The sequence below is a fragment of the Pseudomonas sp. R2-7-07 genome (assembly GCF_003852355.1).
Taxonomy (GTDB): domain Bacteria; phylum Pseudomonadota; class Gammaproteobacteria; order Pseudomonadales; family Pseudomonadaceae; genus Aquipseudomonas.
Map to the genome: position 1 here is coordinate 5,626,070 of NZ_CP027759.1, position 17,948 is coordinate 5,644,017.

Sequence of the window (17,948 nt, forward strand, 5' to 3'; positions counted from 1 at the left end):
ATCATACACGCACGCGATTTTTGGGGCCATTTATGCGGATCATCAGTGTGAACGTTAATGGTATTCAGGCTGCAGTCGAGCGTGGTTTGCTCAGTTGGCTGCAAGCACAGAATGCCGACGTCATCTGCCTGCAGGACACCCGCGCCTCCGCCTTTGAACTGGACGACCCAGCCTTCCAACTGGATGGCTACTTCCTTTATGCCTGCGATGCCGAAGTACCCACCCAAGGTGGCGTGGCTTTGTACTCGCGGTTGCAACCCAAGGCGGTCATCAGCGGCCTCGGCTTCGAGACAGCCGACCGCTACGGGCGCTACCTGCAAGCCGATTTCGACAAGGTCAGCATCGCGACCTTGCTGCTTCCTTCGGGGCAGAACGGCGATGAAGACTTGAACCAGAAATTCAAGCTAATGGACGACTTCGCCCGTTATCTGGATAAACAGCGACGCAAACGTCGCGAGTACATTTATTGTGGCTCGCTGTACGTGGCGCAACAGAAGCTGGATATCAAGAACTGGCGCGACAGCCAGCAATCCCCTGGCTTCCTGGCGCCGGAACGGGCCTGGATGGACGAGATTGTCGGCAACATGGGCTATGTCGACGCCCTGCGCGAAGTCAGCCGCGAAGGCGACCAGTACAGCTGGTGGCCGGATAACGAACAGGCTGAAATGCTCAACCTGGGTTGGCGTTTCGACTACCAGCTGCTGACCCCGGGTCTGCGCCGGTTCGTACGCAGTGCCCGCTTGCCGCGCCAGCCGCGCTTCTCGCAGCACGCGCCACTGATCGTGGACTACGACTGGACCTTGACCATCTGAGGTCTTTTTCCAGGCACAAAAAAACCGACAGCGATGTCGGTTTTTTTGTGGATGGCTATTATTTGACCAGACGCCAGGTCAGAGGATAGCGATAGGCGATCCCCTTGTTGGCCTTGATACTGCCGATGATGGTCAGCACCACCGTGGCAATCGCCAGGGCAATCATCAGGAAGAAACCAATCACTGCGAAGGCCAGCACGATGCAAGCGATCCAGGCGATGGCGACGGTGATCTGGAAATTCAGGGCTTCCTTGCCCTGATCATCAATAAACGCATCCTGCTCCTTCTTCATCTGCCACAGGATCAGTGGCCCCACAACGCTGCCGAAGGGGAACACGAATCCCAGAAACGCCGCGAGATGGCACAACATTGCCCCCTGCCGCACTTCATAGGAAGGCGCAGGCACCGGCATTTGGCTGTTGTCATTCATGGCGTTTCTCCTTGAGACCGGCTCAGTCAGCCAGTGCGGCGTTCTGCAGTTCGAAAATTTCGTTCATGCCTTTCTGCGCCAGGGCCAGCATGGCGTTCAGTTCAGCTGGCTGGAATGGCGCGCCTTCGGCGGTGCCCTGCACTTCGATGAAACCACCGGTGCTGGTCATGACCACGTTCAGGTCGGTCTCGGCGGCCGAGTCTTCCAGGTAGTCCAGATCCAACACCGGCTCGCCCTGGTACATGCCCACCGAGACGGCGGCGATCATTTGCTTGAGCGGGTCGCCGCCTTTGAGGCCGCCACGCTTCTTGATCACTTTCAGTGCGTCAACCAGGGCCACCATGGCGCCGGTGATCGAGGCGGTGCGGGTGCCGCCGTCGGCCTGGATCACGTCGCAATCGACGTACAGGGTCACGTCGCCCAGCTTGGTCATGTCCAGGGCCGCGCGCAGGGAGCGGCCGATCAGGCGCTGGATTTCCAGGGTACGCCCGCCTTGCTTGCCACGGCTGGCTTCACGCTGGTTACGTTCGCCGGTGGCGCGCGGCAGCATGCCGTATTCAGCGGTCAACCAACCCTGGCCCTGGCCTTTGAGGAAGCGCGGCACGCCGTTCTCGACGCTGACGGTGCAGATGACCTTGGTATCGCCAAACTCGACCAGTACGGATCCCTCGGCGTGTTTGGTGTAGTTGCGGGTGATGCGGATCGAGCGGAGCTGATCGGCAGCGCGACCACTTGGACGTTTCATAGGGAATACCTGTACTGAGGACGAAAAACTGCCGAGCATTATAGAGCCGCCAACCGATTCGGGGCACTTCTTAAAATCCGGTTACGAATAGTCGGGTTTGGGCGCGCTCGTCCCACTGCGCTACAATCCGGCGCCTTCTTAACCATCAGCCCGTGTTTGCGGGACTGTAACGCGAGGTACCTCCATGGTGCACAGCATGACCGCCTTCGCCCGCGTCGAAAAAGCCGGCGTACAAGGCACCCTGAGCTGGGAACTGCGCTCGGTCAACAGCCGCTACCTGGAGCCGCATCTGCGCCTGCCGGAGTCGTTCCGCGACCTCGAGGGCGCCGTGCGTGAAGCGCTGCGCCAGGGCATTTCCCGCGGCAAGCTGGAATGCACCCTGCGCTTTACCGAAGAAACCACCGGCAAACCCTTGCAGGTCGACCGCGACCGCGCCGCGCAACTGGTGGCCGCCGCTGAAACCATCGCCAGCCTGATCAAACAGCCGGCCGCGCTGAACCCCCTGGAAGTGCTGGCCTGGCCGGGCGTGCTGGTGGCCGACGCCACCGACCCGCAAGCCCTCAACGCCGAGGCCCTGGCCCTGTTCAACCTGGGCCTCAAGGAGCTCAAGGCCGGCCGCGAGCGTGAAGGCGCCGAGCTGGCGCGGTTGATCAGCGAGCGCTTGAGCTCAATCGAAGAAGACGTCGTCACCCTGCGTGAGCTGGTGCCGCAAATGCTCGCCACCCAGCGCCAGAAGGTCCTGGATCGCTTCGCCGACATGAAGGCCGACCTCGACCCCGTGCGTCTGGAGCAGGAAATGGTCCTGCTGGCACAAAAGAGCGACGTCGCCGAAGAGCTCGATCGCCTGAGCACCCACATCCTCGAAGTGCGCCGCGTGCTCAAGTCCGGTGGTGCCGCCGGTCGGCGCCTGGACTTCCTGATGCAGGAACTCAACCGCGAAGCCAATACACTGGGCTCCAAAGCGTTCGATCCGCGCAGCACCACGGCTGCGGTCAACCTCAAAGTGTTGATTGAGCAAATGCGCGAACAAGTACAGAATATTGAGTAAGGCACCCTCCATGACCCACAGCACCGGCACCCTTTACATCATTTCCGCCCCTTCGGGCGCGGGCAAGAGCAGCTTGGTCAAGGCCCTGACCGACGCTGACGAGCAGATCCGCATCTCGGTTTCCCACACCACGCGCGCCATGCGCCCGGGTGAAGTGAACGGCGTGCACTATCACTTCGTCGAGCGTACCGAGTTCGTCAAGATGATCGAGCACGGTGACTTCCTGGAGCGCGCCGAAGTATTCGGCAACCTCTATGGCACCTCGCAAAGCCATCTGCAGCAGACGCTGGATGAAGGCCATGACCTGATTCTGGAAATCGACTGGCAGGGCGCCGAACAAGTGCGCCAGCTGATGCCCAAGGCGCGTTCGATCTTCATCCTGCCGCCCTCGCTTGAAGCCCTGCACCAGCGCCTGACCAACCGCGGCCAGGACAGCGACGAGATCATCGAAGGCCGCATGCGTGAAGCCGTCAGCGAAATGAGCCACTACGTCGACTACGACTACCTGATCATCAACGACGATTTTGCCCACGCGCTGGATGATTTAAAGGCGATTTTCCGCGCCAACCAGCTGCAGCAAAAGCGTCAACAACAGCGTTTCGGCAAATTACTCGCCGAACTGCTCGGCTGATTGGCCCTTCCCAAAACCGCTGCGAGGGCTTTACATTGGCACTTGCAGCGGTTTTGCCAGGGTCTGCGAAAAATCAGCGCTTCCCTAAACGCTGGTGATTTTTTAAACTGCTCAGTCCGCTCGCCCAACCGGGCAGCGCGCATCTTGCATTCGCTCCGAGGAATACCATGGCCCGCGTAACCGTTGAAGACTGCCTAGAACACGTGGATAACCGCTTTGAGCTGGTCATGCTCTCTACCAAGCGTGCCCGTCAACTGGCCACTGGCGGCAAAGAGCCCCTGGTCCAGTGGGAAAACGACAAGCCTACCGTTGTAGCCCTGCGTGAAATCGCAGAAGGCCTGATGAGCTATGAGTTCATCGCCAACGCTGAAATCGTTGAAGACGAACCGCTGTTCGCAGCGTTCGAGGACGAGTCCAACGAGGCCGTCTAAGCCTATGCCTGGTCGACGTAGCACGGCGCGGGGTCACAGCCTTCGGCAGGAGTTCACACTTTGCCGAGCATAGACGCCCTCGCCGATCGCTTATCGGCCTACCTCGGCCCCGACCAGGTCAACCTGGTCCGCCGAGCGTATTTCTACGCCGAGCAAGCTCACGACGGCCAACGCCGTCGTAGTGGCGAGGCGTATGTCACCCATCCTCTTGCGGTGGCAAATATCCTGGCCGACATGCACATGGACCATCAGAGCCTGATGGCCGCGATGCTGCATGACGTGATCGAAGACACCGGCATCGCCAAGGAAGCGCTCAGCGCGCAATTTGGCGAAACCGTGGCCGAGCTGGTCGACGGGGTCAGCAAACTGACCCAGATGAACTTCGAGACCAAGGCCGAAGCCCAGGCGGAAAACTTCCAGAAGATGGCCATGGCCATGGCCCGCGATATCCGCGTGATCCTGGTCAAGCTGGCCGACCGACTGCACAACATGCGCACGCTGGAAGTGCTCTCCGGCGAAAAACGCCGGCGAATCGCCAAGGAAACCCTGGAAATCTACGCGCCCATCGCCAACCGGCTGGGCATGCATGCCATTCGTATCGAGTTCGAAGACCTCGGTTTCAAGGCCATGCACCCGATGCGCTCGGCGCGCATCTACCAGGCGGTCAAGCGCGCCCGGGGCAACCGCAAGGAAATCGTCAACAAGATCGAAGAGTCCCTGAGCCATTGCCTGGCGATCGACGAGATCGAAGGCGAAGTCAGCGGACGGCAGAAACACATCTACGGCATCTACAAGAAGATGCGCGGCAAGCGTCGGGCCTTCAACGAGATCATGGACGTGTATGCGTTCCGGATCATCGTCGACAAGGTCGACACCTGCTACCGCGTACTGGGCGCTGTACATAATTTGTACAAACCGTTGCCGGGGCGCTTCAAGGATTACATCGCGATTCCCAAGGCCAACGGCTACCAGTCGCTGCATACCACGCTGTTCGGTATGCACGGCGTGCCGATCGAGATCCAGATCCGCACCCGCGAAATGGAAGAGATGGCCAACAACGGCATCGCTGCCCATTGGCTGTACAAATCCAGCGGCGATGAGCAGCCCAAAGGCACCCATGCCCGTGCCCGCCAGTGGGTCAAGGGCGTGCTGGAGATGCAGCAACGTGCCGGCAACTCCCTGGAATTCATCGAAAGCGTGAAGATCGACCTGTTCCCGGACGAGGTCTACGTGTTCACGCCCAAAGGCCGGATCATGGAGCTGCCCAAAGGCTCCACGGCGGTCGACTTTGCCTACGCCGTGCACACCGACGTGGGCAACAGCTGCATCGCCTGTCGGATCAATCGTCGTCTCGCGCCGCTGTCCGAACCGCTGCAAAGCGGCTCCACGGTGGAGATCGTCAGTGCCCCAGGCGCGCGGCCGAATCCAGCCTGGCTCAACTTCGTGGTGACCGGCAAGGCGCGTACGCATATCCGCCACGCTTTGAAACTGCAGCGGCGTTCCGAATCGATCAGCCTGGGCGAACGCCTGCTGAACAAGGTGCTCAACGGTTTTGACAGCGCCTTGGACAAGGTCCCGCAGGAGCGCGTGCAAGCGATGCTTCACGAGTACCGCCAGGAAACCATCGAGGACCTGCTCGAAGACATCGGCCTGGGCAACCGCATGGCCTACGTGGTTGCACGCCGCCTGCTCGGCGAAGGCGAACAGCTGCCGAGCCCCGAAGGCCCGCTGGCGATTCGCGGCACCGAGGGCCTGGTGCTCAGCTATGCCAAATGCTGCACACCGATCCCGGGCGACCCGATTGTCGGCCATCTGTCGGCGGGCAAAGGCATGGTGGTGCACCTGGACAACTGCCGCAATATCAGCGAAATCCGGCACAACCCGGAAAAATGCATCCAGCTTTCGTGGGCCAAGGATGTCACCGGCGAATTCAATGTCGAGCTGCGCGTAGAGCTGGAGCACCAGCGTGGCTTGATCGCGCTGCTGGCCAGCAGCGTCAACGCGGCCGACGGCAATATTGAGAAAATCAGCATGGACGAACGCGATGGGCGCATCAGCGTGGTCCAGCTGGTGGTCAGCGTGCACGACCGCGTGCACCTGGCCCGTGTGATCAAGAAACTGCGTGCCTTGACCGGGGTGATTCGCATCACCCGCATGCGTGCGTAGTTCTTCAAACAAGCCATCGCCTATTACAAGGAGTCATTCATGACCAAGACAGTAATCACCAGTGACAAAGCCCCGGCCGCCATCGGTACTTATTCCCAGGCGATCAAGGCGGGCAATACCGTCTACATGTCCGGCCAGATCCCGCTGGACCCAAAGACCATGGAACTGGTGGAAGGCTTTGAAGCACAGACCGTACAGGTCTTCGAAAACCTCAAGTCCGTGGCTGAAGCGGCTGGCGGTTCGTTCAAGGACATCGTCAAGCTGAACATCTTCCTGACCGACCTGAGCCACTTCGCCAAGGTCAACGAGATCATGGGCAAGTACTTCGAACAGCCGTACCCAGCCCGCGCCGCCATCGGCGTCGCTGCCCTGCCAAAGGGCGCGCAGGTTGAAATGGACGCGATTCTGGTCATCGAGTAAAAGCACCCGGCGCAGCCTCAACCGCTGCGCCGACTTTGTTTCAGAAGGATTTAGTCATGCGCAAAGCGCTTATTGCCTCTTCGTTGCTCGCCTTGCTGCTCGGCGGCTGTGCCAGCAACCCTGCCAATCTGGATGTGAGCGGTACCTGGATCAACCAGGCCGCCATCGATGCGGCAGCCAAGGGCGGCCCTTTGCGTGAAGCCTTGCAGACCTTTGGCCCGAACCTCGAATGGGAGGTCAACACCAAGGCCTTGCAGGCACGCTACTACAACGGTTTTGAAGTGGCGGAAGGCAAGTTGCTGGCGCAAAAGCCCGGCGCCTGGAGCGTGGACTTCTACGGCAGCTCTGCCACCGAGCTCAAGCGTAGAGGCAAAAAGCTGCTGCAGGTGGCCAACGACAACGAGCCTGAGCAACTGTTCACGCGCTCCCAGGACCCGGCTCCGGAGGGCGCGCCACTGGGCGCCAACTTCGAGCGGGCGCTTTATGCGGCGTACCTGGGCGGAGACTGGAAGATCACCGACGGTGTCGGTAATGGCGCCACGGTACAGTTCCAGGCCAACGGCAAAGTCGCCGGCCTGCCTGGCGCTGATCAGTATTCGCTGTGCCTGGCCGGGGATTGCGCCTCCATGAGCGGCGGCTACGACAGCCTTTGGCTGCAGGAGAATGGCGTGGGCAACCCGTGGATCTTTGCGCGCAAAGGCAAGCAGCTGGAAATCTTCCAGGCGATCAACACCGCGCAGGCGGATGAAGTGCCTCAGTTCACGCCGGGCCCGCGCCAATGGCTGCTTGAAAAACAATAACCGCTGCGACACAGATCCAAATGTGGGAGGGGGCTTGCCCCCGATAGCGTTTCTTCAGTCAACCTCTCTTTGGCTGACACACCGTTATCGGGGGCAAGCCCCCTCCCACATTTTGTCCGTCGTTCAACCTTTCAAAATGGCGGCATAGCCTTCGCGATAAGTCGGATAGGTCGGCTTCCAGCCCAGCGCCTTGATGCGCGCATTGCTGCACTGCTTGCTGCCCGCACGCCGCACACTGGCGTCCTCGGACCACTCCGTCACGCCCAGATACTCGCGCAACCAACCCACCACCTCGGCCAATGGCGCCGGCGCATCGTCGACCCCGATATACACCTTGTCCAGCGAACCGCCCTGCTCCACATGCCGCAACAAAAACGCCAACACGCCCGCAGCGTCATCGGCGTGAATCCGGTTGCCATATAAAGGCGGGTCGACGGCTACGCGATAACCCTGCCGAACCTGTGTCAGCAGCCACTCGCGGCCTGGACCATAAATGCCGGTCAGCCGCACGACGCTCGCGGGGATGCCACTATTGAGTGCCACTTGCTCGGCTTCGAGCATGACTTGGCCGGAATAACCCTTCGCCTGAGTTTCAGAGGTTTCGTCGACCCACTCGCCATTCTGCTGCCCATATACGCTGCTGCTGGACACAAACAGCAAATGCCTGGGCGTCTGGCCGTAATCGCCCAGCCACTCCAGCACATGCTGCAACCCCTGCACGTAGGCAGCGCGGTAACCAGCCTCATCGTGGTCGGTGGCCGCAGCGCAGTACACCAGGTAATCCACCCCGCCGATCGGCCAGGTATCGGGACAGGCTTTATCGAACAGATCACCGGCGATGCCGATCACGCCGACGGGAAGGCGCGAAATATCGCGGCGCAGGCCATGCACCTCCCATCCTGCGGCCAGCAATTGGCTAGCCAGCCGACTACCCACATCGCCGCAACCGGCAATCACAACAGAAGGCGCAGACATCATAAAACTCCATTCTCAAAGGCGCAGATTAGCCGCGCGAGAGGATCAACGGCCAGTAAAAAGCGAAATAAAGTAACAGTGCCACTTTAGTTAACAAGAATTACTTGCAATAATAACCGCCCATTTGTCCTCGACCCACAGGGGTCTGGCAGGACGATCACCCATTATTTTCTCTCAGGTCCGGCCAGCATGACATGTCATACAAACCCCGCTTCGCCAACCAAGCCTCACAGCCCATCCCGCGCCTGGCGTGCGATTGCTGCGATGCTGTTCAGCGTACTGCTGGCGCCGACCGCCGCCTTCGCTGATGCCACCGCACCTGCCGCGCCAGCCGCTGCCGAGCAGAATACCGCCACCCCGGCTGCGCCTGCCGCCGCGCCAACCGACCCGGCCCAGGCTGCAGCTCCTGCCGACGGCACTGGGGTAGTGCTGGAAGAAGACAACACCCTGGGCATGGCCCATGACCTGTCCCCGTGGGGCATGTACCAGAACGCCGACGTGGTGGTGAAAGCCGTGATGATCGGCCTGGCTATCGCCTCCATCATTACCTGGACCATCTGGATCGCCAAAGGCTTCGAGCTGCTGGGCGCCAAGCGTCGTCTGCGCACTGAAATCGTCCACTTGAAAAAGGCCGCCACCCTCAAGGAAGCGAGTGAAACCGCCACCAAGAAGGGCACCCTGGCCAACCTGCTAGTGCATGACGCCCTGGAAGAAATGCGCCTGTCGGCCAACACTCGCGAAAAAGAAGGCATCAAGGAACGCGTCAGCTTCCGCCTGGAGCGCTTGGTGGCCGCGTGCGGTCGCAACATGAGCAGCGGCACCGGCGTGCTGGCGACCATCGGTTCCACCGCCCCCTTCGTCGGCCTGTTCGGTACCGTGTGGGGCATCATGAACAGCTTCATCGGCATCGCCAAAACCCAGACCACCAACCTCGCCGTGGTTGCTCCCGGCATCGCCGAAGCCTTGCTGGCTACGGCCCTGGGCCTGGTTGCCGCGATCCCAGCGGTGGTGATCTACAACGTCTTCGCCCGTTCGATCGCCGGCTACAAGGCCCAGGTATCGGACGCGTCGGCAGAAGTCCTGCTGCTGGTCAGCCGCGACCTCGATCACCTGCCTAACGAGCGCAGCTCGCAACCGCACATGGTGAAAGTGGGGTAATCGGCCATGGGCCTGCATTTGAATCAAGGCGACGACGAGCTCGTCGAGAATCACGAAATCAACGTCACGCCGTTTATCGACGTGATGCTGGTGCTGCTGATCATCTTCATGGTGGCGGCACCATTGGCTACCGTGGACATCAAGGTTGACCTTCCCGCGTCCAGCGCCAAGCCGGCGCCACGCCCGGAGAAGCCGATTTTTCTCAGCGTGAAGGCCGACCAGCGCCTGTTCCTGGGCGAAGAAGAAGTCAAGGCTGAAACCCTGGGGCCGGTGCTCGATGCCAAGACCCAAGGCAAAAAAGACACGACCATCTTCTTCCAGGCCGACAAGGGCGTGGATTACGGCGACCTGATGAGCGTGATGGACGCCTTGCGGGCAGCCGGCTACCTCAAGGTAGGCCTGGTCGGACTTGAGACGGCAGCCAAGAAATGATCACGACGCGCCACAAACTGACGCGTTATGGCAGCAGCCTCGCAGTCGTGCTGGGCGTGCACGCCGTCGCGATCATCATCGCGCTTAAATGGTCCGCGCCCCAGGCGATCCCGTTGCCTCCGGCCGCGATGGTCATCGACCTGGCGCCGCTGCCGGCGCCACCGCCGCCGCCTGCACCGCCCAAGGTCGTTGCGCCACCGCCACCACCGGTCGAAGAGCTGCCGCTGCCGAAGTTGGCAGAGGCGCCCAAGCCGACGATCCAGGTGCCTAAGCCGGTCAAGCCCAAACCCAAGCCACAACCGCCCAAGCCGGTGGAGAAAAAGCCCGAGCCGCCCAAGGAGAAACCTTCCGAGGAGCCACCGAGCGACACGCCGCCGAGCAACGCGCCTGCGCAGAAATCCGCCCAGCCCGCTCCCGGCCCGTCGGCGCAACAGCTTGCCGCCCAGGCCTCCTGGCAAAGCACCCTGCTGGCGCACCTGCAGAAGTACAAGAAGTACCCGCCGGGCGCCCAGCAACGTGGCAAGGAAGGCATGAACCGCTTGCGCTTCGTGGTCGACGGCGAAGGCAATGTGCTGTCCTACGAGCTGGAGGGCCGCTCCGGCAACGCCGACCTGGATCGCGCCACGCTGGAGATGATCCGCAAGGCTCAGCCCCTGCCCAAACCACCGGCCGACCTGTTGAAAAACGGCAGTGTGGAGCTCGTCGCACCGTTCGTTTACAACATCGATAAACGTCGCCGCTAGCAGGGCAATGTGGAAGGGGGCTGGCTCCTTTCCACATTCAGCGGCAGCGAATCAGCAAAATTACCGACAGTCCTCGCTCAATCCCCAGCAAAGTTCTGATAACGTGCGTCTATCGATTGCAGCCGGTATGCTTGGCCCGCAACCTCATGGACGCCCGCTATGACTCTTACAGAATTACGCTACATCGTGACCCTCGCCCAAGAACAGCACTTCGGCCACGCGGCCGAGCGTTGCCACGTCAGCCAGCCGACGCTGTCGGTGGGCGTGAAAAAGCTCGAAGACGAACTCGGTGTGCTGATTTTCGAGCGCAGCAAGAGCGCCGTGCGCCTCACCCCGGTGGGCGAAGGCATCGTTGCCCAGGCCCAGAAGGTGCTGGAACAAGCGCAAAGCATTCGCGAGCTGGCCCAGGCCGGCAAGAACCAGCTGACCGCACCGCTCAAGGTCGGCGCCATCTACACCGTCGGCCCGTACCTGTTTCCCCATCTGATCCCGCAACTGCACCGCGTCGCGCCGCAGATGCCGCTGTATATCGAAGAAAACTTCACCCACGTGCTGCGCGACAAACTGCGCAACGGCGAGCTGGACGCGATCATCATCGCCTTGCCGTTCAACGAGGCGGACGTGCTGACCCTGCCGCTCTACGACGAGCCGTTCTACGTACTGATGCCCGCCTCGCACCCGTGGACCCAGAAGGAAACCATCGACGCCGGCCTGCTCAATGACAAGAGCCTGCTGCTGCTCGGCGAAGGCCACTGCTTCCGCGACCAAGTGCTGGAAGCCTGCCCGACCCTGACCAAAGGCAACGACGGCGCCAAGCACACCACGGTGGAATCCAGCTCCCTGGAGACTATTCGCCACATGGTCGCGTCCGGCCTGGGTATTTCGATCCTGCCGTTGTCGGCGGTAGACAGCCATCACTACGCCCCCGGCGTAATCGAAGTGCGCCCACTTACGCCGCCGGTGCCCTTCCGTACCGTGGCAATCGCCTGGCGCGCCAGCTTTCCACGGCCAAAAGCCATCGAGATCCTCGCCGACTCGATCCGCCTGTGCTCGGTGGCCAAACCGTCTGCTGCGAGCTGAGTAACGGTATGACTGAGCTGTCGCAGGTGCCGGTGACGGCACTCAAGGGTGTCGGTGAGGCCATGGCCGAGAAACTCGCCAAGGTCGGCCTGGAAAACCTTCAGGACGTGCTGTTCCACCTGCCGCTGCGCTATCAGGATCGCACCCGCGTCGTGCCCATCGGCCACTTGCGTCCCGGCCAGGACGCGGTGATCGAAGGCACCGTCAGCGGCGCCGACGTGGTGATGGGCAAGCGCCGCAGCCTGGTGGTGCGCCTGCAGGACGGCACCGGTGGCCTGAGTCTGCGCTTCTACCATTTCAGCAATGCGCAGAAAGAAGGCCTCAAGCGCGGCACCCGCGTGCGTTGCTACGGCGAAGCGCGTCCGGGGGCCTCGGGCCTGGAGATCTACCACCCGGAGTACCGCGCCATTACCGGCGATGAACCGCCGCCGGTGGACACCACCCTCACGCCAATCTACCCACTGACCGAAGGCCTCACCCAGCAACGCCTGCGCCAGTTGTGCATGCAAACCCTGACGATGCTCGGCCCGCAAAGCCTGCCCGACTGGTTGCCGCTGGAGCTGGCCCGCGATTATCAACTGGCGCCTCTGGCGGATGCGATTCGCTACCTGCATCACCCACCGGCCGACGCCGATGTCGACGAACTCGCCCTCGGCCATCACTGGGCGCAGCATCGCCTGGCCTTCGAAGAACTGCTGACCCATCAACTGTCCCAGCAGCGCCTGCGCGAAAGCATGCGCTCGCTGCGCGCACCGGCGATGCCCAAAGCCACGCGCCTGCCCGCGCAATACCTGGCCAACCTGGGCTTCGCACCGACCGGCGCGCAGCAACGCGTCGGCAACGAAATCGCCTACGACCTCAGCCAGCAGGAACCGATGCTGCGCCTGATCCAGGGCGATGTGGGCGCGGGCAAGACCGTGGTCGCCGCCCTCGCCGCCCTGCAGGCCCTGGAAGCCGGTTACCAGGTCGCGTTGATGGCGCCCACGGAAATTCTCGCTGAGCAACACTTCATCACCTTCAAACGCTGGCTCGAGCCGCTGGGGCTGGAAGTCGCGTGGCTGGCCGGCAAGCTCAAGGGCAAGACGCGCGCAGCGGCGCTGGAGCAGATTGCCGGCGGCGCACCGATGGTGGTGGGCACCCATGCGCTGTTCCAGGATGAAGTGCAGTTCAAGAACCTGGCGCTGGTGATCATCGACGAACAGCACCGCTTCGGCGTGCAACAGCGCCTGGCCCTGCGCCAGAAAGGCGTGGGTGGGCGCATGAACCCGCACCAGCTGATCATGACCGCCACGCCCATCCCACGCACCCTGGCGATGAGTGCCTACGCCGACCTCGACACCTCGATCCTCGACGAACTGCCCCCCGGCCGTACGCCGGTCAACACCGTGCTGGTCACCGACACGCGCCGCGTCGAAGTGATCGAACGCGTGCGCGGCGCCTGCGCCGAAGGCCGGCAGGCGTACTGGGTGTGTACGCTGATCGAAGAGTCCGAGGAGCTGACCTGCCAGGCCGCCGAAACCACCTATGAAGACCTCACCAGTGCCCTGGGCGAGCTCAAGGTCGGGCTGATCCACGGCCGTATGAAACCTGCCGAAAAAGCCGCGGTGATGGCCGAGTTCAAGGCCGGCAACCTGCAATTGCTGGTGGCCACCACGGTGATCGAAGTCGGCGTGGACGTCCCCAACGCCAGCCTGATGATCATCGAGAACCCCGAACGCCTGGGCCTGGCCCAACTGCACCAATTGCGCGGCCGTGTCGGGCGGGGCAGCGCCGCCAGCCATTGCGTGTTGCTGTATCACCCGCCGCTGTCGCAGATCGGCCGCCAACGGCTGGGCATCATGCGCGAAACCAACGACGGCTTTGTCATCGCTGAAAAAGACCTCGAGCTGCGCGGCCCGGGAGAAATGCTCGGTACCCGCCAAACCGGTTTGCTGCAATTCAAGGTCGCCGACCTGATGCGCGACGCCGACCTGTTGCCCGCAGTGCGCGATGCAGCGCAGGCGCTGCTGGAACGCTGGCCTGAGCATGTCAGCCCGCTGCTCAACCGCTGGCTGCGGCACGGGCAGCAATACGGCCAAGTGTGACAGCCGGCTCACTTATCCGACCTACACCTCTACCAAGCTGGTTATACTCCAATGAATGAAAAAAATTGGATCAGGCCATGTCAGAAGTTGCCCTCGCTACCGCCCCACTGACCGCCCCGCCGGTCATTCGGGCGTTGCTCGCAAAGCTCGCCATCCCCTACACGGAAGTCGCCGAACAGACGGGCCTGAACCCTGCGCGAAAGGTCCAGGCGGTACTGCTCGAAGATGCCGTTGGCGCACTCATGGTGCTGTTCCCCCAAAGCCAGTTGCTTGACCTCAACCGCCTTACCGAGCTCACCGGTCGGCGCCTCACCGCCGTGGCGCCGGAGCGCGTCGAGCGCATGCTGGGCAAGCATGAGCTGAACCTGCTGCCGGGCCTGCCGCCGCTCACCAGTTCGCCGTGCCTGTATGAAGGCAGCCTGCTCAACGAGCCGAGTCTATTGGTGCATTCAGGTGAAGCCGGGTTGCTGCTGGAAATCGCCAGCGAGCACTTCAAGACCATGCTCACCAAGGCCAGTGCGGCTCAGTTCGGCGAGCCCCTGAGCAACATTCGCCCCAACCTCGACCGCCCCAATGATGACCGTGAGGAAATCACCCAGGCGATGCAGGCATTCACTGCCCGCCGTATTCAGCAACGCCTGGAAGCGACCATCGAGATTCCGCCGCTGGCCGACACCGCGCAGAAGATCATCAAGCTGCGCGTCGACCCCAACGCCACCATCGACGACATCACCGGCGTGGTGGAAACCGACCCAGCCCTGGCCGCCCAGGTGGTGAGTTGGGCGGCGTCGCCCTACTACGCTTCGCCGGGCAAGATCCGCTCGGTGGAAGACGCCATCGTGCGCGTGCTGGGTTTCGATCTGGTGATCAACCTGGCGCTGGGCCTGGCCCTGGGTAAAACCCTGAGCCTGCCCAAGGACCGCCCGCATCCGTCCACGCCGTACTGGCACCAGTCGATCTACACCGCCGCCGTGATCGAAGGCCTGACCCGCGCCATGCCCCGCGCCCAGCGCCCGGAAGCCGGCCTGACCTACCTGGCAGGGTTGCTGCACAACTTTGGTTACCTGCTGCTGGCCCATGTGTTCCCGCCGCACTTTTCGCTGATCTGCCGCCACCTGGAGGTCAACCCGCACCTGTGCCACAGCTACGTGGAACAACACCTGCTGGGCATCAGCCGCGAGCAGATCGGCGCCTGGCTGATGCGTTACTGGGACATGCCGGACGAACTGTCCACCGCCCTGCGCTTCCAGCATGACCCGAGCTATGACGGGCAGTACGCCGAATACCCGAACCTGGTGTGCCTGGCCGTGCGCCTGTTGCGCAGCCGAGGAATCGGTTCCGGGCCGGATGAAACCATCCCGGATGCACTGCTTGAGCGTCTGGGCTTGAGCCGGGAAAAGGCTGAAGACGTAGTCGGCAAGGTGCTGGATGCCGAAGTGTTGTTGCGCGAACTAGCCTCGCAGTTCAGCCAGCACTGAATCTGTCGACAGTCACACCGCTATCGGGGGCAAGCCCCCTCCCACACTTAACCGAGTTCCAGCTGTGGAATGCGGTCGAATGTGGGGGGGGCTTGCCCCCGATGAATCCACCTCGGTTTAACTGAACGCTTACTTCTTTTTCTTCGGCTTGGCTGGCGCAAAGCCAAACAACTGTCCGTTCGGCTAGAAACAGAAACGTCTTACAAGGCGTTGAGGTTGCCGCTAGGACACTCAATCTCTAGTCTCAGTGCACCGTTGCACAATCAGCGGTCGGGCGTCGCGGCCCGTATTTCTTCAGACGCAAAAGCGTCATCGTGTCCTTTCAGTTGGCGCTTTTTTGTCGTCTACTGTGCGGCGCTATGGCGGCTGTGCGCGGGATACCTTCGGGTATGCCGATGTTCTGGAGAGTCGGTCCGCGAACCTGCGTACAGCTGCCACCCCCATCGCGTCGCGGCGATCAATGGCAGCTCCTTTAATATCTCCGGAGTTTCACCATGATCAAACCCACCCCAAATCCCCCAATCGATCCAGCACCTAGCGTGCTATTCACCGTGAAAGACGGCATCCCCACGCAAGACCTACTGGTCAACCTCAGCGAAACACTGGCCTCGGCCAATGCGTTGAGTTGCGACCTGGCCTTTGACCTTGAAGGGCCGAAACGAGAGGAACTGCTGGGCGTTACGCAGTTAATCGAACTGGCACAGTTGCTGGCTGATCGAGTACTCACTGTCTCGGGGCAAGTAAACCCATGAGATGTCGGGCAGTACGCCGAATACCCGAACCTGGTGTGCCTGGCCGTGCGCCGGGAAAAGGCTGAGGAAGTAGTCTGCAAAGTACTCGATGCGCAAGTGCTGTTGCGGGAGCTGGCATCGCAGTTCAACCAGCACTGAATCTGTCGACTGTCAGGCCGCTATCGGGGGCAAGCCCCCTCCCACACTTAACCGGGTTCCAGCCTTGGAATGCGGTCGAATGTGAGAGGGGGCTTGCCCCCGATGAATCCACCTCGGTTTAACTGAATGCCTACTTCTTTTTCTTCGGCTTCAAATACTTGGTCAACCCCTGGAACCAGATCACCAGCGCCGGGTTGCCCTTGATCTGGATCGACTTGTCCTGAATCCCCGTCATGAACGCCAGTTGCTTGTTCTTCGCCTGCATCGTGGCGAAGCCGTAGGCGGCGTCTTTGAAGGCAATCGCAAACGCCGGCTCAGGGTGTACACCCGAGCGGCTGGTGATGCGCTGGTCTTTGACGATGAAGTGGCGGGCAACCTTGCCGTCGAGGGTCTGCAACTGGAAGGCCAGGTCTTTGTCACCTAGCTGCTGCTGGAAGGCGGGGTTGGTGCGGCTGGCTTTGCCCATCATCAGGCCCAGCACCCACAGGAGAAGACGAAATTTCATGCACACGGCCTCGGTGTAATTATTGAGTGGCCGCAGCAGTGTAACGATTCGCAAATAGAACGCCACCGATCTCGCGCTTTAGTGGGAGATCGGTTGACGTTTAACGCTTATAGCAACAGGTTACTTAAACGTTAGGGCAAGGAACCGGCGCCCAGTCGGCCAGGTTTGGATCGCGGCAGCTGCCTTCGAGCTGAGCCTTGCCGGAGCTGGCGACCTGCTTGCTTTCAGCCTGCTTGGCCTGAACGGTCTGGATGCTCTTCTCGGTGGTCACCGCTTCTTTCGGCACGGTCGGGAGCACGGGTTTCTTGGCCGGCTTCACGGCTTTCTTGCCTTTGGCCGGAGTGACCACAGGCGTGGTGTCGGCGGTGGCCACGGTCACCACGTCGCTACGCTGCACGCCAACCTGCTGCAGGTCTTTCTCATAGGCCTGGGTGTAGTTGCTGAGGTCTTCGCTGGCTTTGCCGTTGACTGCAACGATCAGGTCATTGGACTCCTTCAGGCCCGCAACGATTTCCGCCAGGCGCTTGCGGCCCTCGGTGTCGTTGACGGTCTTGGCCTTGCGGTCTGCGACCAGCTTGGTGAATGCGCTCTGGTAGCACTGTTGCGACGCCTTGGCATAGGCGGTGCTGCGGTCGATGTCCGAGGCGCTTTTGTTGAAGTCGGTGGAGTAGGAAGCGATGCGCTGGTTGTCATCGCTGATCTGCTTCTGACGCTCGGTGTAGTAACCCGCCGCGCCACCCGCCAGGGCGCCGCCCGCTGCGCCGATAGCGGCGTTACGGCCGCGCTTTTCCTTGTCGCCGGTCAGGGCGCCCAGCAAGGCACCGCCGGCCGCGCCGATGGCTGCGCCGGTCACCACCGACTTGGTCATGTTCGAATCGGTAGCACGCAGGTGCTGCACCGGCTCGTAGCAGTTGGGGTAGTACTCAACCTTGGTGCTCGACGCGACCTTGGACGCAGGCGACGTTGCGCAACCGGTCAACACGGTGCTGAAACCGGCCGCAATCAGCAGCAGGTGACGCTTGGAAACCGTCTTACGGGAAAAAAGCATAGGTGTGATCTCTATTAAGTTTGACTTGCCCAGCACGGCCCACCGCCGCCTGAGTCCCTTCCAAGCTCGCTA

General features: G+C 61.7%; 19 protein-coding genes. 14 read left to right on the forward strand and 5 right to left on the reverse strand.

Annotation, left to right across the window (positions count from 1 at the left end):
* Positions 1-32 precede the first annotated feature (32 nt).
* Positions 33-812, forward strand: a complete 780-nt coding sequence (locus C4J86_RS26005; RefSeq protein WP_003195493.1) for an exodeoxyribonuclease III — start codon at positions 33-35, stop codon at positions 810-812.
* Between the two features lie 58 nt (positions 813-870).
* Here the strand turns inward: C4J86_RS26005 and C4J86_RS26010 are convergent, their stop codons facing one another.
* Both C4J86_RS26010 and rph read right to left on the reverse strand, forming a co-directional pair.
* On the reverse strand, positions 871-1,242 hold the full coding sequence (locus tag C4J86_RS26010; protein WP_124364976.1) for a DUF4870 domain-containing protein: 372 nt from the start codon (positions 1,240-1,242) through the stop codon (positions 871-873).
* A 22-nt stretch (positions 1,243-1,264) separates the two neighbouring features.
* A complete protein-coding gene (gene rph, locus C4J86_RS26015) occupies positions 1,265-1,987 on the reverse strand; it encodes a ribonuclease PH (protein WP_124368821.1) in 723 nt (240 codons plus the stop codon).
* Positions 1,988-2,171: 184 nt separating this feature from the next.
* On the opposite strand from rph, the gene C4J86_RS26020 reads away from it, so the two are divergent.
* The 6 genes from C4J86_RS26020 (at position 2,172) to C4J86_RS26045 (ending at position 7,483) form a co-directional block, all read left to right on the forward strand.
* Complete coding sequence (locus C4J86_RS26020; protein ID WP_124372286.1) at positions 2,172-3,035, forward strand: YicC/YloC family endoribonuclease; 864 nt, start codon at positions 2,172-2,174, stop codon at positions 3,033-3,035.
* A 10-nt stretch (positions 3,036-3,045) separates the two neighbouring features.
* Positions 3,046-3,666 (forward strand): guanylate kinase, encoded by a 621-nt coding sequence (gmk, locus tag C4J86_RS26025; protein WP_003213284.1) that lies wholly within the window; start codon positions 3,046-3,048, stop codon positions 3,664-3,666.
* A gap of 167 nt (positions 3,667-3,833) precedes the next feature.
* Entirely contained in the window at positions 3,834-4,097 is a 264-nt protein-coding gene (gene rpoZ / locus C4J86_RS26030) for a DNA-directed RNA polymerase subunit omega (RefSeq protein ID WP_003176920.1), read from the forward strand.
* 60 nt (positions 4,098-4,157) lie between these two features.
* The gene (gene spoT, locus C4J86_RS26035; RefSeq protein ID WP_124364979.1) at positions 4,158-6,263 is read left to right on the forward strand and encodes a bifunctional GTP diphosphokinase/guanosine-3',5'-bis pyrophosphate 3'-pyrophosphohydrolase; all 2,106 of its coding nucleotides are present in this window, start codon (positions 4,158-4,160) and stop codon (positions 6,261-6,263) included.
* A 39-nt stretch (positions 6,264-6,302) separates the two neighbouring features.
* Complete coding sequence (locus C4J86_RS26040; RefSeq protein ID WP_003176922.1) at positions 6,303-6,683, forward strand: RidA family protein; 381 nt, start codon at positions 6,303-6,305, stop codon at positions 6,681-6,683.
* A gap of 56 nt (positions 6,684-6,739) precedes the next feature.
* Positions 6,740-7,483 (forward strand): hypothetical protein, encoded by a 744-nt coding sequence (locus C4J86_RS26045; protein ID WP_124372287.1) that lies wholly within the window; start codon positions 6,740-6,742, stop codon positions 7,481-7,483.
* A gap of 123 nt (positions 7,484-7,606) precedes the next feature.
* Here C4J86_RS26045 and C4J86_RS26050 read toward each other — a convergent pair whose 3' ends face one another.
* Positions 7,607-8,458: an SDR family oxidoreductase gene (locus C4J86_RS26050; RefSeq protein ID WP_124372288.1), complete on the reverse strand. Its 852-nt coding sequence runs from the start codon at positions 8,456-8,458 to the stop codon at positions 7,607-7,609.
* 189 nt (positions 8,459-8,647) lie between these two features.
* On the opposite strand from C4J86_RS26050, the gene exbB reads away from it, so the two are divergent.
* The 7 genes from exbB to C4J86_RS26090 all read left to right on the forward strand — a co-directional run bounded on the left by exbB (position 8,648) and on the right by C4J86_RS26090 (position 16,185).
* Positions 8,648-9,616 carry a tonB-system energizer ExbB gene (exbB, locus tag C4J86_RS26055; protein WP_124372289.1) on the forward strand — a complete coding sequence of 323 codons (969 nt, stop codon included), beginning with the start codon at positions 8,648-8,650 and terminating at the stop codon, positions 9,614-9,616.
* A 6-nt stretch (positions 9,617-9,622) separates the two neighbouring features.
* The gene (gene exbD, locus C4J86_RS26060) at positions 9,623-10,048 is read left to right on the forward strand and encodes a TonB system transport protein ExbD (protein ID WP_003195519.1); all 426 of its coding nucleotides are present in this window, start codon (positions 9,623-9,625) and stop codon (positions 10,046-10,048) included.
* Complete coding sequence (locus tag C4J86_RS26065; protein WP_124364984.1) at positions 10,045-10,791, forward strand: energy transducer TonB; 747 nt, start codon at positions 10,045-10,047, stop codon at positions 10,789-10,791. Before exbD ends, C4J86_RS26065 begins: the two co-directional genes overlap by 4 nt.
* Positions 10,792-10,950: 159 nt before the next feature.
* On the forward strand, positions 10,951-11,871 hold the full coding sequence (locus tag C4J86_RS26070; RefSeq protein WP_124368827.1) for a hydrogen peroxide-inducible genes activator: 921 nt from the start codon (positions 10,951-10,953) through the stop codon (positions 11,869-11,871).
* 8 nt (positions 11,872-11,879) lie between these two features.
* Positions 11,880-13,955: an ATP-dependent DNA helicase RecG gene (gene recG / locus C4J86_RS26075; protein ID WP_124368828.1), complete on the forward strand. Its 2,076-nt coding sequence runs from the start codon at positions 11,880-11,882 to the stop codon at positions 13,953-13,955.
* 77 nt (positions 13,956-14,032) lie between these two features.
* Complete coding sequence (locus C4J86_RS26080; RefSeq protein WP_124368829.1) at positions 14,033-15,433, forward strand: aminoacyl-tRNA deacylase and HDOD domain-containing protein; 1,401 nt, start codon at positions 14,033-14,035, stop codon at positions 15,431-15,433.
* A 494-nt stretch (positions 15,434-15,927) separates the two neighbouring features.
* The gene (locus tag C4J86_RS26090) at positions 15,928-16,185 is read left to right on the forward strand and encodes a DUF6124 family protein (RefSeq protein WP_124368831.1); all 258 of its coding nucleotides are present in this window, start codon (positions 15,928-15,930) and stop codon (positions 16,183-16,185) included.
* 268 nt (positions 16,186-16,453) lie between these two features.
* Here C4J86_RS26090 and C4J86_RS26095 read toward each other — a convergent pair whose 3' ends face one another.
* Together C4J86_RS26095 and tagQ are read right to left on the reverse strand one after the other, a co-directional pair.
* Positions 16,454-16,828, reverse strand: coding sequence for a hypothetical protein (locus tag C4J86_RS26095; RefSeq protein WP_032803751.1), 375 nt, complete (start codon positions 16,826-16,828; stop codon positions 16,454-16,456).
* Positions 16,829-16,952: 124 nt separating this feature from the next.
* On the reverse strand, positions 16,953-17,876 hold the full coding sequence (tagQ, locus tag C4J86_RS26100) for a type VI secretion system-associated lipoprotein TagQ (RefSeq protein WP_124372290.1): 924 nt from the start codon (positions 17,874-17,876) through the stop codon (positions 16,953-16,955).
* Between the last annotated feature and the right edge of the window lie 72 nt (positions 17,877-17,948).

Excerpts from the sequence above, each read along its gene's own strand:
- gmk (WP_003213284.1), top strand. The coding sequence starts at position 3,046 with ATGACCCACAGCACCGGCACCCTTTACATCATTTCCGCCCCTTCGGGC.
- exbB (WP_124372289.1), top strand. The coding sequence starts at position 8,648 with ATGACATGTCATACAAACCCCGCTTCGCCAACCAAGCCTCACAGCCCA.
- C4J86_RS26045 (WP_124372287.1), top strand. The coding sequence starts at position 6,740 with ATGCGCAAAGCGCTTATTGCCTCTTCGTTGCTCGCCTTGCTGCTCGGC.
- C4J86_RS26005 (WP_003195493.1), top strand. The coding sequence starts at position 33 with ATGCGGATCATCAGTGTGAACGTTAATGGTATTCAGGCTGCAGTCGAG.
- rph (WP_124368821.1), bottom strand. The coding sequence starts at position 1,987 with ATGAAACGTCCAAGTGGTCGCGCTGCCGATCAGCTCCGCTCGATCCGC.
- C4J86_RS26065 (WP_124364984.1), top strand. The coding sequence starts at position 10,045 with ATGATCACGACGCGCCACAAACTGACGCGTTATGGCAGCAGCCTCGCA.
- C4J86_RS26095 (WP_032803751.1), bottom strand. The coding sequence starts at position 16,828 with ATGAAATTTCGTCTTCTCCTGTGGGTGCTGGGCCTGATGATGGGCAAA.
- C4J86_RS26090 (WP_124368831.1), top strand. The coding sequence starts at position 15,928 with ATGATCAAACCCACCCCAAATCCCCCAATCGATCCAGCACCTAGCGTG.
- C4J86_RS26080 (WP_124368829.1), top strand. The coding sequence starts at position 14,033 with ATGTCAGAAGTTGCCCTCGCTACCGCCCCACTGACCGCCCCGCCGGTC.
- C4J86_RS26040 (WP_003176922.1), top strand. The coding sequence starts at position 6,303 with ATGACCAAGACAGTAATCACCAGTGACAAAGCCCCGGCCGCCATCGGT.
- exbD (WP_003195519.1), top strand. The coding sequence starts at position 9,623 with ATGGGCCTGCATTTGAATCAAGGCGACGACGAGCTCGTCGAGAATCAC.
- rpoZ (WP_003176920.1), top strand. The coding sequence starts at position 3,834 with ATGGCCCGCGTAACCGTTGAAGACTGCCTAGAACACGTGGATAACCGC.
- C4J86_RS26010 (WP_124364976.1), bottom strand. The coding sequence starts at position 1,242 with ATGAATGACAACAGCCAAATGCCGGTGCCTGCGCCTTCCTATGAAGTG.
- recG (WP_124368828.1), top strand. The coding sequence starts at position 11,880 with ATGACTGAGCTGTCGCAGGTGCCGGTGACGGCACTCAAGGGTGTCGGT.
- tagQ (WP_124372290.1), bottom strand. The coding sequence starts at position 17,876 with ATGCTTTTTTCCCGTAAGACGGTTTCCAAGCGTCACCTGCTGCTGATT.
- C4J86_RS26020 (WP_124372286.1), top strand. The coding sequence starts at position 2,172 with ATGGTGCACAGCATGACCGCCTTCGCCCGCGTCGAAAAAGCCGGCGTA.
- C4J86_RS26050 (WP_124372288.1), bottom strand. The coding sequence starts at position 8,458 with ATGTCTGCGCCTTCTGTTGTGATTGCCGGTTGCGGCGATGTGGGTAGT.
- C4J86_RS26070 (WP_124368827.1), top strand. The coding sequence starts at position 10,951 with ATGACTCTTACAGAATTACGCTACATCGTGACCCTCGCCCAAGAACAG.